General features: G+C 68.7%; 12 protein-coding genes. 6 read left to right on the top strand and 6 right to left on the bottom strand.

Annotation, left to right across the window (positions count from 1 at the left end; genetic code table 11):
• The 5 genes from ACWDD7_RS31680 to ACWDD7_RS31700 all read right to left on the bottom strand — a co-directional run.
• Positions 1-487 (bottom strand): ATP-binding cassette domain-containing protein (locus ACWDD7_RS31680; RefSeq protein WP_351876167.1); only part of this gene is annotated, 487 nt, incomplete at its 3' end.
• 25 nt (positions 488-512) lie between these two features.
• Positions 513-1,550 carry an ABC transporter ATP-binding protein gene (locus tag ACWDD7_RS31685; RefSeq protein ID WP_392217517.1) on the bottom strand — a complete coding sequence of 346 codons (1,038 nt, stop codon included), beginning with the start codon at positions 1,548-1,550 and terminating at the stop codon, positions 513-515.
• Between the two features lie 47 nt (positions 1,551-1,597).
• A complete protein-coding gene (locus ACWDD7_RS31690) occupies positions 1,598-2,578 on the bottom strand; it encodes an ABC transporter permease (protein ID WP_450459929.1) in 981 nt (326 codons plus the stop codon).
• Between the two features lie 99 nt (positions 2,579-2,677).
• On the bottom strand, positions 2,678-4,438 hold the full coding sequence (locus tag ACWDD7_RS31695; protein WP_351876174.1) for an ABC transporter substrate-binding protein: 1,761 nt from the start codon (positions 4,436-4,438) through the stop codon (positions 2,678-2,680).
• A gap of 80 nt (positions 4,439-4,518) precedes the next feature.
• Positions 4,519-5,547, bottom strand: coding sequence for an ABC transporter permease (locus ACWDD7_RS31700; protein ID WP_351876177.1), 1,029 nt, complete (start codon positions 5,545-5,547; stop codon positions 4,519-4,521).
• A 473-nt stretch (positions 5,548-6,020) separates the two neighbouring features.
• On the opposite strand from ACWDD7_RS31700, the gene ACWDD7_RS31705 reads away from it, so the two are divergent.
• Genes ACWDD7_RS31705 through ACWDD7_RS31725 form a run of 5 tightly spaced genes read left to right on the top strand, consistent with a single transcriptional unit; the run spans position 6,021 to position 11,596 of the window.
• A complete protein-coding gene (locus tag ACWDD7_RS31705) occupies positions 6,021-7,640 on the top strand; it encodes a peptide ABC transporter substrate-binding protein (protein WP_450459930.1) in 1,620 nt (539 codons plus the stop codon).
• 5 nt (positions 7,641-7,645) lie between these two features.
• Entirely contained in the window at positions 7,646-8,569 is a 924-nt protein-coding gene (locus ACWDD7_RS31710; RefSeq protein WP_351876183.1) for an ABC transporter permease, read from the top strand.
• Positions 8,562-9,542, top strand: coding sequence for an ABC transporter permease (locus ACWDD7_RS31715; protein ID WP_392217511.1), 981 nt, complete (start codon positions 8,562-8,564; stop codon positions 9,540-9,542). Before ACWDD7_RS31710 ends, ACWDD7_RS31715 begins: the two co-directional genes overlap by 8 nt.
• 7 nt (positions 9,543-9,549) lie before the next feature.
• Entirely contained in the window at positions 9,550-10,533 is a 984-nt protein-coding gene (locus tag ACWDD7_RS31720) for an ABC transporter ATP-binding protein (RefSeq protein WP_450459931.1), read from the top strand.
• Entirely contained in the window at positions 10,517-11,596 is a 1,080-nt protein-coding gene (locus tag ACWDD7_RS31725; RefSeq protein WP_351876192.1) for an ABC transporter ATP-binding protein, read from the top strand. The genes ACWDD7_RS31720 and ACWDD7_RS31725 overlap by 17 nt, the downstream gene beginning before the upstream one ends.
• Before the next feature lie 128 nt (positions 11,597-11,724).
• On the opposite strand, the gene ACWDD7_RS31730 is transcribed toward ACWDD7_RS31725, so the two are convergent.
• The gene (locus ACWDD7_RS31730; RefSeq protein ID WP_351876194.1) at positions 11,725-13,839 is read right to left on the bottom strand and encodes a S9 family peptidase; all 2,115 of its coding nucleotides are present in this window, start codon (positions 13,837-13,839) and stop codon (positions 11,725-11,727) included.
• Between the two features lie 177 nt (positions 13,840-14,016).
• On the opposite strand from ACWDD7_RS31730, the gene ACWDD7_RS31735 reads away from it, so the two are divergent.
• Positions 14,017-14,211 (top strand): hypothetical protein, encoded by a 195-nt coding sequence (locus ACWDD7_RS31735; RefSeq protein ID WP_037659963.1) that lies wholly within the window; start codon positions 14,017-14,019, stop codon positions 14,209-14,211.
• Positions 14,212-14,297: the final 86 nt, after the last annotated feature.

Raw genomic sequence — 14,297 nt, forward strand, 5'->3', positions numbered from 1 at the left:
GGCCGCCGGAGAACTCGTGCGGGAAGCGGTTGTAGTGCTCGGGGTTGAGACCGACGATCTCCAGCAGCTCGCGCACGCGCTTCTCGCGGCCGCCCGCCGGGTTGATGTCGTTGATCTCCATCGGACCCGAGACGATCTTGCCGACCGTCTGCCGCGGGTTCAGCGAGGCGTACGGGTCCTGGAAGATCATCTGGATCTCGGAGCGGATCGGCGCCAGTTCCCTGCGGCCCGCGTGCGTGATGTCCTGGCCCCGGTACGAGATCTTGCCGGCGGTCGGCTCCATGAGCCGGGTGATCAGCCGGCCCGTGGTGGACTTGCCGCAGCCCGACTCGCCGACCAGGCCAAGGCTCTCGCCCTCGGAGACCTGGAAGTCCAGACCGTCCACGGCCTGCACCGCGCCGACGGTCCGCCGGATGGGGAAGCCGCCCTTGATCGGGAAGTGCTTCGTCAGCCCGGAGACGTCCAGGAGGGGGTTCGTGTTGCTCATGATCGTGAAGTCCCGTCTGCGTCCGTCAGTTGTGCCGGGTCGCGGCGAAGTCGGCGAAGAGTTCCTGCTTCTGCTCGGCGGTGAGGTGGCAGGCCGAACCACGGCCGTCCACGATCTCCAGCAGAGGGCTCTCGCTGGAGCACCTGCCGCCCGAGACCTTCTCGGTGAAGGCGCAGCGCGGGTGGAACCGGCAGCCGGTCGGCGGGTTGAGCAGCGAGGGCGGCGCACCCGGGATCGGCGTCAGCGGCACGTCGACCGGGCCGTACAGGCTCGGCATCGAGTTCAGCAGGCCCAGCGTGTAGGGGTGCTGCGGGTCCCGCAGGACCTCCTCCTTGGTGCCGCGCTCCACGCACCGGCCGCCGTACATCACCAGCACGTCGTCGGCGATGTCGGCGATCACACCCAGGTCGTGGGTGATGAAGATGATCGCGGTGCCGAACTCCTGCTGGAGGTCCTTGAGCAGGTCCATGATCTGGGCCTGCACGGTCACGTCGAGGGCCGTGGTCGGCTCGTCGGCGATCAGCAGCTCGGGGTCGCAGACCAGCGCCATGGCGATCATCGCGCGCTGGCGCATACCACCGGAGAACTGGTGCGGGTAGTCGTCCACCCGCATGTCCGGCTGCGGGATCCCGACCCGGCGCAGCATCTCGATGGCGCGCTTTCGGGCCTCGGTCTTGGAGCAGCCCGTGTGCTTGCGGTAGGTCTCGGCGATCTGCGTGCCGACCGTGTGGTACGGCGACAGCGAGGCCAGCGCGTCCTGGAAGATCATGGACATCTTGTTGCCGCGCAGCCGCTCCAGCTCGCGCTCGGAGGCGGTGAGCAGCTCCTGGCCGTCGAGGAGGATCTCGCCCTCGATCGACGTACGGGCGGGGTCGTGCAGGCCGAGGATGGTCAGGTTGGTGACCGACTTGCCGGAGCCCGACTCGCCCACGATGCCGAGCGTCTGACCCTTGGCCAGGTCGAAGCTGAGACCGTCGACGGCCTTGACGACGCCGTCCTCGGTCGAGAAGTGGACCTTTAGGTCCTTGATCGAGAGGAACGGCTGCTGATCGGTGCTCGTCACGGGGACGCTCCTGGGGGTGATGCGAGGGGTCGGGAATGGGGCGGAGGTCAGGCGAGCCGGATCCGCGGGTCGATGAGGGCGTAGACGGCGTCGACGACGATGTTGAAGACCACGATCGCGCCGGCCGACAGCAGGGTCACACCCAGGACCATGGGCAGGTCGCTCTTGTTGACGGCGTCCAGCGCGAGCCGGCCGACGCCCTGGAGGCTGAAGACGGACTCGGTGATGATCGCGCCGCCGATGAGCGTGGCGAGGTCGATGCCGAAGATGGTGACGATCGGACCCATCGCGCCGCGCCAGGCGAACCGGAAGAAGACGGTGCGGCGGGACAGACCCTTGGCGCGGGCCGTGCGCACGTAGTCCTCGCTCAGCGTCTCGACCAGCTGGGAGCGCGACATACGCGTGTAGTTGGCGGTCCAGATCAGCGCCAGCACCAGCCACGGCAGCAGCAGGCCGGAGGCCCACTCGGCCGGGTTGTCGGTGAGCGGGGTGTACGACGGGTTGTCGAGGATGCCGAGCTTCGCGACGAGGAAGTACATCGCGATGTAGCCGACGAAGTAGATCTGCAGCGAGGAGGCGATCAGCGAGCCGGAGCTGGCCACCTTGTCCTGCCACTTGCCCTGCTTGACGGCGGCGATCATGCCCGCGCCGACACCGAAGATGATGAAGACGACGGCGGAGCCGAAGGCGAGCGAGAGCGTCAGCGGCAGCCGGTCCAGGATGGTGCCGAGGACGGGCTGGCGGTTGGCGAACGAGTAGCCGAGGCAGGGCGCGGCGCAGTCGCCGAAGTCGCCGTAGCTGCGGCCGACGAAGATGCCCTTCAGCCAGTACCAGTACTGGACCGGGACCGGGTGGTCGATGCCCAGGTTGTGCCGGACCTGCTTGAGCATGTCGGGCGTGCAGTTCTTGCCGCACGACATCATGGCGGGGTCACGCGGAATGGCGTAGAAGAGCCAGAAGGTGACGGCGCTGATGACCAGCAGGATGACCAGCGCGCCGAGGACTCGGCGAACAAGGAAGCGGAGCATGGGGCGTGACTTTCCGGACGGGGCGCCGTCGCCGGGATAGGGGAGTGGGCCGTAGGGGGGCGGCCAGATCGTGGCCGCCCCCCGGTGGGTACTACGCGGTTACTTCATCGCGTACAGCTTGGTGAGCGCGACGCAGGTGTTGCCCGGGTCGTACACGACGTTGCCGACCTTGGAGCCGTGCATCCAGTTGCGGATGGCGTGGTAGTCCGGGACCACCGGCGCGATCTCCATGATCTGGCGGTCGACCTCGCCCCAGGCCTTGTTGGCCTGCGTGACGTCCGCGATCTTGGAGGCGGCGTCGATCGCCTTGTTGACGCCCGGGTCGTTCAGCTGGGCGTAGTTGCTGCGGCCGTCGCCGATGTTCTTGCCGTCCCAGCAGGGGTAGAACACGGAGTAACCGTTCGGCCAGTCCGGGCTCCAACCGGCCGCGAACAGGTCGTAGGTGTTGTCGATCTTGCCGATCTGGGTGTAGAAGGTCGACTTGTCGACCTGCTTGTTGACGACCTGGAAGCCCGCCGCCTCCAGCGCGTTCTTGATGGCCACAGCGGTCTTCACCGCCGTGTCCGAGGCCTGGTAGGCGATGACCAGCTTCTGGCCGACCTTGCCGGCCTCCTTCAGCAGGGCCTTCGCCTTGACCGGGTCGCCACCGGGCTTCTTCTCGGTGCCGTAGAGGTCGAACTTCTCGTAGCCGGGGGTGACCGGGCTGAGGATCGTGGTCGCGATCGCGGTGCTGGCCGCGCCGCCGCGGATGGTCTGCAGCTGCTGGTGCGGCCACGCGTAGTTGATGGCCTGGCGGACCTTGACGTCCTTGATCCGGGTCATGTTGATCGGCCAGTAGTAGGTGACCGTGTCCACCTGGGTCAGGACGCGCTTCTTCAGCGTGGCGTTGGTCATGACCTGCGCGATGCGCTCGGGCGCGACCTCGTTGAAGATCGACATCGCGTACTGGTCGTTGCCCTTGTCCGCGATGTAGCGGTCGGTGGAGGCGACCAGCTCGAAGCCGAACTGGAAGACGTACTTGTCCGGGTACGCGTTGCGGATCGGGTCCGTCTTCGGGTCCCAGTGGTCGTTGCGCACGTAGGTCAGCGACTTGCCGATGTCACGGCTGCCGATCCGGTAGGGGCCGAGCGCGAACGGCTGCTTGTCGTACTTCTCCTTGGTGTCGTGCTTCTTGTTCACGAGACCGTAGCCCGGCATGGCGAGCGTGTAGTTGAAGTCCGTGCGGGCCTCGGTCAGGTTGAAGGTGACCGTGTTGCCCGAGATCTCGAGCGAGTCGAGGTGCTTGCCGTCGTACGGGCCCTTGTACTTGTCGCCGCCGACCATCCACTGCTGCACGTAGCGCGGGCCCTCGGTCACGAAGGACGCGAAGAGGCGCTCGAACGTGTGGCGGACGTCGTCCATGGAGAGGGCGGAGCCGTCCTCCCACTTGATGCCGTCCTTGATGGTGAACGTCCAGGTCTTGCCGCCGTTCTTCATGGTGCCGGCGTCCGTGGCGACGTCACCGACGAGGATGGCGCCACCCTTGTCGTCCACCTTGTAGCCGGTCAGACCGCGCAGGATCGGGCGGGTGATGGCACCCTCGGTCGCGACGTAGACCTGCGCCGGGTCCAGGTGGTCCATGTCGAACTGGTCGAGCGAGTAGATCGTCCCGCCCTTGACCGCGCCCGGGACCTCGGGGGCCGGACCCGTCGAGTCGGCCTTGGTGCCGACCGGGATGTTCATGGTCTTGGCGTCGCCGACCGACGGCACGTTCTTGTCGGTGCCGGAGTCGCTCTTCCCGCTGCTGCAAGCGCTCAGCACAGTCGTGGAGGCCGCGGCCACACCGGTGGCGATCAGGAAGTTTCTACGTGAAAAAGACATGCTGAGCCTGCCTATAGGGGTCGATTCGGACGGTCGTAACCAGCCGGACGCCATCGAGCCGGACCGGGTGGAAGGAAGTGCTACCGCTTGGACTTGGGGTCGAGCGCGTCACGCACGGAGTCGCCGAGCAGGTTGAAGGCGACCACGAAGAGCACCATCGAGATGCCCGGGAAGAGCATGAAGGTGAGGTCCTGGGAGTAGAACGTGGATCCTCGCGCGATCATCACGCCCCAGTCCGGGGTCGGGTCGATGATGCCGACACCGAGGAAGGACAGGCCGGCCTCCGTGGTCACGAGCGTCGGCAGCAGCAGAGTGCCCTGGATGATGATCGGTGTCCACAGGTTGGGCAGCAGCTCCTTGAACACGATGCGCATCGGAGACGCGCCCGTGACCTTCGCCGCCTCCACGAACTCGCGCTCACGCAGGGCGAGTACCTGGCCGCGCAGCAGACGCGCGATGGTGGCCCAGCCGAACGCGGTCAGCACCACGATCAGGGCGACGGCGCGCAGCCACGTCGGGATGTTGTCGTCGGGAGCGACGAAGATGCCGTACACGACCGGCATGAACGCGATGAAGAACAGGGTGGACGGGAACGACAGCAGGATGTCGATGACCCGGCTGACGAGGTAGTCGGTCTTGCCGCCCAGGTAGCCCGCCGTGATGCCGACCACGACGCCCAGCGTGACGGTGAGGATCGTGGTGGCCACCGCGATGCCCAGCGACGTCCGGATGGCGTACAGCAGGAACGTGAACACGTCCCGGCCGAGCTGCGGCTCGACGCCGAACCAGAACTGCGAGCTCATGCCGCCGTTCGGGCCCGCGGGGTACGCGAACGCGTCCAGCAGGCTCGGGTCCTGGCTGGCGTACGTCGTGTACGGGTTCTTGCCGTACAGCTTGGCTATCAACGGCGCCGCGATCGCGATCACGAAGAAGAAGATCACGACATAGGCGGATATGACGCCCGTCTTGTCGCGCTTGAAGCGCTTCCAAGCGAGCCGCCCCGGAGAACGGCTCTCACTGCCCTTCGGACCGCTCGAAGTGGTCGACTTCGCGACGGTCTCGTCGGTCACCTCAAGCGGGGTGGCCGCGGATGGAGTTGGGGAGGTCATGGTGCTCCTGGCCCAAGGGAGGGTCTGATGACTCCGCAGGGCGCTCCCCTACGGGCTACGCCGGACTTTTTCAACGCAATTCATTCAAGGTCAATAAATTCTCGGCCGACTTGGGTCTGTCTTTACCTTCTTTGCCTCTGCTTGGTGAAACTGTAGCTACGCGGGTAGCGCGATGTAATCAATCCGTGCTTCACATCGGACCAACCGGGCTAATCGGGCAAGAAGTTCGTTATGCGGACGGTCGAGTGTCGAAATACGTACATCGGCCGATCCGAATCCAACGTTTCGGCAACGTTACGCGGAGATCTGTTGCGTGGTCCCTACAAGATCATCGGGTGCCCGGGGGAGGGTGCCTGCATTCGGCCGACGTGTCCCTCTAAAGGTCCCTCGATCCGGTAATGCGCATGCGGTATGTGTCATATAGCCCGATATTGACCGGTAGTGAATTCGGTGATCGCCACGAGGAGGCGCCCATGCGGGGAGTGACGCGCGTCGGACGGGCCGCCTGCGCGATCGCCACCGGGCTGATGATGGCCGGATGCGGTGGTGGCGGAGGCTTCGGCGGGGCCGGGGTGCTCACCTCCTCCTGGGGTGATCCGCAGAACCCGCTGGAGCCGGCCAACACCAACGAGGTCCAGGGCGGCAAGGTACTCGACATGGTCTTCCGGGGCCTGAAGAAGTACGACCCCCGTACCGGCCGGGCCGTGAACATGCTCGCCGAGCGCATCAGCACCCCCGACTCGCGCACCTTCACCGTCACCGTCAAGGGTGGCTGGCGGTTCAGCAACGGGGAGCCGGTCACCGCCCGCTCCTTCGTGGACGCCTGGAACTACGGCGCGAGCCTGAGGAACAACCAGAAGGACGCGTACTTCTTCGGCTACATCGACGGCTACGACAAGGTCCATCCCGACAGCGGCCGGCAGCGCGCCGACACCCTGTCGGGGCTCACGGTGACCGGGCCGAGGACCTTCACCGTCCGCCTGAACCAGAAGTTCGCCGGCTTCCCCGACACCCTCGGCTACGCCGCCTACGCGCCCCTGCCGCGCGTCTTCTTCACCGACCACGCGGGCTGGCTGCGCAAGCCGGTCGGCAACGGGCCCTACCGGATCGCGTCCTACACCAAGGGCTCCGCGATGACGCTGAAGAAGTGGAACGGTTACCCGGGCCCCGATCCGGCCCGCAACGAGGGCGTGACCCTGCTCGTCTACACCGACAGCAACACCGCGTACACCGACGTGCTGGCCGGCAACCTGGACCTCGTCGACGACGTGCCCGCCACCCAGCTCAAGAACGTGCGCACCGACCTGGACGGCCGCTACATCAACACCCCGGCCGGCATCCTGCAGACCCTCGCCTTCCCCTACTACGACCCGAAGTGGAACACCGAGGGGGCGCGCAAGGTCCGCACCGGGCTGTCCATGGCGATCAACCGCGCGCAGATCACCGGGACCATCTTCCGCCGCACCCGCACCCCGGCCACCGACTGGACCTCCCCGGTCCTCGGCACGGCCGGCGGCTTCCAGGACGGGTTGTGCGGACACGCCTGCGACTACGACCCGGCGGGGGCCCGCAGGCTCATCCGGGAGGGCGGCGGCATCCCCGGCGGCAGGCTGAAGATCACCTACAACGCGGACACCGGCTCGCACAAGCAGTGGGTGGACGCCGTGTGCAACTCCATCAACAACGCCCTCGGCGACGACAAGGCATGCGTCGGCAATCCCGTCGGCACCTTCGCCGACTTCCGCAACCAGATCGGGCAGCACCGGATGACCGGACCCTTCCGGGCCGGCTGGCAGATGGACTACCCGTTGATCCAGAACTTCCTCCAGCCGCTCTACTACACCGGCGCCTCCTCCAACGACGGCCGCTGGTCCGACCGGCGGTTCGACCGGCTGGTGGACCGGGCCAACGCCGAGACCGACCGGGCGGCCTCCGTGCGGCTGTTCCAGGAGGCCGAGAAGGTCGTCCGCGACAACATGGCGGCCATCCCGCTCTGGTACCAGAACGGCAGCGCGGGCTACACCGCCCGGCTCTCCCGGGTGACGCTCAACCCGTTCAGCGTGCCGGTCTACAACGAGATCAAGGTCGGCTGAGCCGCGTGGGCCGCTACGTCGCGAGGCGACTGCTCCAGATGGTCCCGGTCTTCGTCGGGGCCACCCTGCTGATCTTCCTCATGGTCAACGTGATGGGCGATCCGATCGCGGGCCTGTGCGGCGAGCGCGCCTGCGACCCGGCGACCGCCGCCCAGCTCAAGCGCGAGTTCGGCCTCGACCAGCCGCTGTGGCGCCAGTACGCCACCTACATGGGCAACGTCTTCACCGGCGACTTCGGTACGGCGTTCAACGGCCAGCCGGTCACCGAGCTGATGGCGGCGGCGTTCCCGGTCACCATCCGGCTCACCGTCGTGGCCGTCCTCTTCGAGATCGTCATCGGCATCGCGCTCGGCGTCGTCACCGGCCTGCGGCGCGGCCGGCCCGTCGACACGGGCGTGCTGCTGGCCACCCTGGTCGTCATCTCCGTGCCCACCTTCGTCACCGGCCTGCTGCTGCAACTGCTGCTCGGTGTCGCCTGGGGCTGGATCAGACCGTCCGTCTCGCCGGCCGCGACCTTCGGGGAACTGATCGTGCCGGGGCTGGTCCTCGCCTCGGTCTCGCTCGCCTACGTCACCCGGCTCACCCGCACCTCCATCGCGGAGAACAGGCGCTCCGACTACGTGCGCACGGCGACCGCCAAGGGCCTGCCCCGACGCCGCGTCATCGCCCGCCACCTGCTGCGCAACTCGCTGATCCCGGTGGTCACCTTCATCGGCACCGACATCGGGGCGCTGATGGGCGGCGCGATCGTCACCGAGCGGATCTTCAACATCCACGGCGTCGGCTACCAGCTCTACCAGGGCATCCTGCGCCAGAACACCCAGACGGTCGTCGGCTTCGTGACCGTCCTGGTGCTGGTGTTCCTGCTCGCCAACCTCCTCGTCGACCTCCTGTACGCCGTACTCGACCCGAGGATCCGCTATGCCTGAACAGCCCTACGAGCCCGAGGGCGCCATCGCCGGGACCGGCATGGGCGGTGCCATGGACCTGGGCGCGAGCGAGGCGACCACGCTGGAGCGGGCGCCGGGCGGGCCGCCGGGCGCCGGGCCCGAGGGCAAGCCCCGCTCGCTGTGGTCCGACGCCTGGCGGGACCTGCGCCGCAACCCCGTCTTCCTGCTGTCCGCCCTGGTCATCCTCTTCCTGGTGTTCGTCTCCCTGTGGCCCTCGGCGATCGCCTCCGGCAGCCCGCTCGGCTGCGACCTGGCCAAGTCCCAGGACGGCCCCGGACCCGGCGCGCCCTTCGGGTACGACGGGCAGGGCTGCAACGTCTACACACGCACCGTCTACGGCGCCCGTACGTCCGTCACGGTCGGCGTCCTGGCCACCCTGGGGGTCGCCGTGCTCGGCTCCGTCCTCGGCGGTCTGGCGGGCTATTTCGGCGGCTGGTGGGACGCGCTGCTGTCCCGGGTCACCGACATCTTCTTCGCCGTCCCCGTCGTCCTCGGCGGGCTGGTGCTGCTGTCCGTGGTCACCAGCAACACGGTCTGGCCGGTGATCGGCTTCATGGTGCTGCTCGGCTGGCCGCAGATCTCCCGCATCGCGCGCGGCTCGGTCATCACCGCCCGCCAGCACGACTACGTCCAGGCGGCCCGCGCCCTCGGCGCCTCCGACTCCCGCATCCTGCTGCGCCACATCGCCCCGAACGCGGTCGCCCCGGTCATCGTCGTCGCGACCATCGCGCTCGGCACGTACATCTCCCTGGAGGCGACCCTGTCCTACCTGGGGGTGGGCCTGAAGCCGCCCAGCGTCTCCTGGGGGATCGACATCTCGGCCGCCTCCCCCTACATCCGCAACGCCCCGCACGCCCTGCTGTGGCCCTCGGGCGCCCTCGCCGTCACCGTCCTGGCCTTCATCATGCTCGGCGACGCGGTGCGCGACGCCCTCGACCCCAAGCTGAGGTGACGGCGCCGTGCTGCTCGACGTCCGCGATCTGCACGTGGAGTTCAGGACCCGGGACGGGATCTCCCGGGCCGTCAACGGGGTGTCGTACGGCGTGGACGCGGGGGAGACCCTCGCGGTGCTCGGTGAGTCCGGGTCGGGCAAGTCGGTGACCGCACAGGCCGTGATGGGGATCCTCGACATGCCGCCGGGGCGGATCACCGGCGGGGAGATCCTTTTCCGGGGCCGGGACCTGCTGCGGATGAAGGAGGAGGAACGGCGGCGACTGCGGGGCGCCGGGATGGCGATGATCTTCCAGGACGCGCTGTCGGCCCTCAACCCGGTGCTGTCCGTGGGCGACCAGCTCGGCGAGCTGTTCGTGGTGCACCGGGGGATGTCGCGGAAGGCCGCGCGGGCGAAGGCGGTCGAACTGATGGACCGGGTGCGCATCCCGGGCGCCGCCCAGCGGGTGCGCGACTACCCCCACCAGTTCTCCGGCGGTATGCGCCAGCGCATCATGATCGCCATGGCGCTGGCCCTGGAGCCCGCGCTGGTCATCGCCGACGAGCCGACCACCGCCCTCGACGTCACGGTGCAGGCCCAGGTCATGGACCTGCTCGCGGAGTTGCGGCGCGAGTACCGGATGGGGCTCGTCCTCATCACCCACGACCTGGGCGTGGTGGCGGACGTCGCCGACCGGATCGCGGTGATGTACGCCGGGCGGATCGTGGAGTCGGCGCCGGTGCGCGACATCTACAAGGCGCCCGCCCACCCCTACACGCGCGGCCTGCTGGACTCCGTCCCGCGCCTGGACCTCAAGGGACGGGAGCTGTACGCCATCAAGGGCCTGCCGCCGAACCTGGCGCGCGTCCCCCCGGGCTGCTCCTTCCATCCGCGCTGCCCGATGGCCCGGGACGTCTGCCGCACCGACGTGCCCCCGCTCTACGAGGTGTCCGGGGACCGCGGCAGCGCCTGCCACTTCTGGAGGGAGTGCCTGGATGGCGGCGAGCAGTGAACCGATCCTGGAGGTCAGCGGGCTCGTCAAGCACTACCCGCTCACCCGGGGCGTCGTGTTCAGGAAGCAGATCGGCGCGGTCAGGGCGGTCGACGGCGTCGACTTCACCCTCGGCCGGGGCGAGACCCTGGGCATCGTCGGCGAGTCGGGGTGCGGCAAGTCGACGGTCGCCAGGCTGCTGTGCAACCTGGAGCGGCCGACCGCCGGGTCCGTCCGGTTCAAGGGCGAGGACATCACCCGGCTGTCCGGGCGCGCCCTGAAGGCCGTGCGCCGCAACATCCAGATGGTCTTCCAGGACCCCTACACCTCCCTCAACCCCCGGATGACGGTGGGGGACATCGTCGGGGAGCCGTACGAGATCCACCCCGAGGCCGCCCCCAAGGGGGACCGGCGCCGCAGGGTCCGGGAACTGCTGGACGTGGTGGGGCTCGACCCGGAGTACGTCAACCGCTATCCGCACCAGTTCTCCGGCGGCCAGCGCCAGCGCATCGGCATCGCGCGGGGGCTCGCGCTGCGCCCGGAGGTCATCGTCGCCGACGAGCCGGTGTCCGCGCTGGACGTGTCGGTGCAGGCCCAGGTGATCAACCTGCTGGACCGGCTCCAGGCGGAGTTCGACCTCTCCTATGTGTTCATCGCCCACGACCTGTCGATCGTGCGGCACATCTCGGACCGGATCGGGGTCATGTACCTGGGCCGGATCGTGGAGACCGGCCGGGAGGAGGAGATCTACGAGCATCCGACGCACCCCTACACCCAGGCGCTGCTGTCGGCGGTGCCGGTCCCGGACCCGGAGGCCAGGGAGCACCGCGAGCGGATCATCCTCGGCGGGGAGGTGCCCTCGCCCACGGACATCCCGTCCGGGTGCCGCTTCCGCACCCGGTGCTGGAAGGCGCGGGAGCGGTGCGCGGTGGAGGTGCCGGCGCTCGCGGTGCCGGCCGTCTTCCGCCAGGGGCCGGCCGCCCACGACTCGGCGTGCCACTTCGCGGAGGAGAGGCGGGTGGTGCCGCCGGAGGGGCCGGGGAAGCCCGAAGCCACCGGAGTGAACGGCAACGGGCCGGGGTGACATCGTGCACCCCGGCCCGTTCACGGCACCCGCACGGCCGTACGCTGTGCAGCCTGCCGCGTCCGTATATCGGAGCTGCTTCCGTCAAGTTGCCTGTTCGTTAACGCATTTGACGGCTGCCGTCCGCGTCACGCCAGGGACCGCCGCAGGAAGTCCAGCTGGAGGTTGAGCAGGTTCTCCGCGACCGTCTCCTGCGGGGTCATGTGGGTCACCCCGGACAGCGGCAGCACCTCGTGCGGCCGGCCCGCGGCCAGCAGCGCGGAGGACAGCCGCAGCGAGTGCGCGACCACCACGTTGTCGTCCGCCAGGCCGTGGATGACCATCATCGGGCGGTGCGGCTCGACCGCGTCGACCAGGCCGGCGTCGTCGATCAGCGAGTTGCGGCGGTAGACCTCCGGCTGCTCGTTCGGGTCGCCCAGGTAGCGCTCCTGGTAGTGGGTGTCGTACAGCCGCAGATCGGTGACGGGCGCGCCGACCACCGCCGCGTGGAAGACGTCCGGGCGGCGCAGCACCGCCATCGCGGACAGGTAGCCGCCGAAGGACCAGCCCCGGATCGCCACCCGGCCCAGGTCCAGCGGGAACCGCTCGGCGAGCGACTGGAGCGCGTCGACCTGGTCCTGGAGCACGACCTCGGCCAGGTCGTCCTTGATCTCCTTCTCCCAGGCGGGCGAGCGCCCCGGGGTGCCCCGGCCGTCGGCGACCACGACGGCGAAGCCCTGGTCGGCGAACCACTGCGAGGTGAGATGGGCGTTGTGCGCGGCGACCACCCGCTGGCCGTGCGGACCACCGTAGGGGTCCAGCAAAACCGGCAGGGGAGTGTCACCGGGGTAGTCCCGTGGCATAAGCACGGCGCACGGAATTCGGCGTGCGCCCCCCTCGGTGAGAGTGAGCCGGGGGGACAAACCGGGGTCTTCGGCGTACGACCGGACAGTCGCCGTCACTTTTCCGTCACGCAGCACCTGGACACGGGCGCCCGGCCTGTCCAGCGTCGTGGACACCAGCACCGTCACGTCGCCGGCGCGCACCGCCGAGTGCACACCGGGTTCCCGGGACACGCGCTCCACGCCCAGCTCGTTCACCCGGTACACATGGATCTCGCCGATCTCGGGCGCCTCGGCGTCGGCTCCGGCGGAGGCGGAGACGAGCACGTCCTCCGTGCCCACGTCCAGCACGGCACGGATGTGCAACTGGCCGCTGGTCAGCGGACGTTCTCCGACGGCCAGCACGCGGGCCCCGCCCTCGTCGGCGATCCTGACCAGCTGTCCGGAGGGGCTCCAGCAGGGCACCCCGGCGAACAGTTCCAGCCAAATTGGGTCCTCGTCGGCGTGCACCATCCGGGTGGTCCCGGTGTCCGGGTCCACCGCCAGGTACAGCAGTCCGCGCTGGTCCCGGGACTGCACCAGAACCAGCGGCGCCCCCGCCTCTGACCAGTGCACTCGGGCCAGATACGGGTAGCGGGCGCGGTCCCAGAGCACCTCCGTGCGCGACCCGTCGAGGCCGAGCACGAACAGCCGTACGTCCGCGTTGGGAGTGCCGGCCGCGGGGTAGGCGACGTTACTTGGCTCACGCTCGGGGTGTGCCGGATCGGAGATCCACCACCTGGTCACCGGCGTGTCGTCCGCGCGGGCCACCAGCAGCCGGTCCGCCTCCGGAGCCCACCAGAAGCCCCGGGTGCGGCTCATCTCCTCGGCCGCGATGAACTCCGCGAGGCCGTAGGTGACCTGCTCGGTCTCCGGCTCGGCGAGCGCGCGGTCGCCCTCGCCGTCGGCGCCCACCACGCGCAGGGCACCCCGCGCGACGTAGGCGATGTGCCGGCCGTCGGGCGCCGGACGCGGGTCGATCACCGGTCCCGGGACGGGGAGTTCACGGGTCTCGCCGGTCGTCAGGCGCGTCGTGAAAAGCCGCCCTGACAAGGTGAAAGACGCCAACTCGACGGTGGCGTCGGTGGCGTAGCCGACGATGCCGGCCCCGCCCTCCCTGGTGCGCTCCCGACGGGCCCGTTCCTCGGGCGAGAGCTGTTCGGAGGCGCCCTTGAGCAGGGCGCCCGGGTCGGCGGCGAGCCGCTCGGTGCCGTCCGGAAGGTCCATCACCCAAAGGGAGTTGGCCCGGTCGGTACCGGAGCTCGAACGCAGGAACGCGACACGGGCGCCGTCGGGTGCCACGGTGAACCCGCGCGGCGCGCCGAGGGTGAACCGCTGGGTCCTGGCGTGCCTGCGGGGAAAGGAGTCGGACTCGGTCGTCATACCCCGACCATATTGGCCATGCGCCCCCTTGTGCGGCCGTGCGCCGAGCGATGCGCGAGTACGGATAGTTATGATCACTACCGCTGTGTGGGTATGAACCTGCCGGTGTCCGCATGGACTTGCTCTACCGATCTTTCCGAACAGCCGTGTCCCTGGGATCTTTGGAGGTGAGCCGCCGTGGCACTCTCGATTTCGGCGGTGGTGCTGCTGGCGATCATCGTCTTCCTGCTGATGAAGAAGTCGGGGCTGAAGGGCGGCCACGCGGTGGTCTGCATGCTGCTCGGCTTCTATCTCGCCTCCTCGACCATCGCGCCCACGATCAGTCAGCTGACGACGAACGTGGCGAGCATGATCGGCAGCATCAAGTTCTGACCTGTTCTGCTTCGGCCCGCTGCCTGACTTCGTAAGCTTGACCGTCCTGGGACGAGTGAGGCTGGGGGCAGCGGGTGGACGAGCAG

The sequence above is a fragment of the Streptomyces sp. NPDC001056 genome, assembly GCF_053598955.1.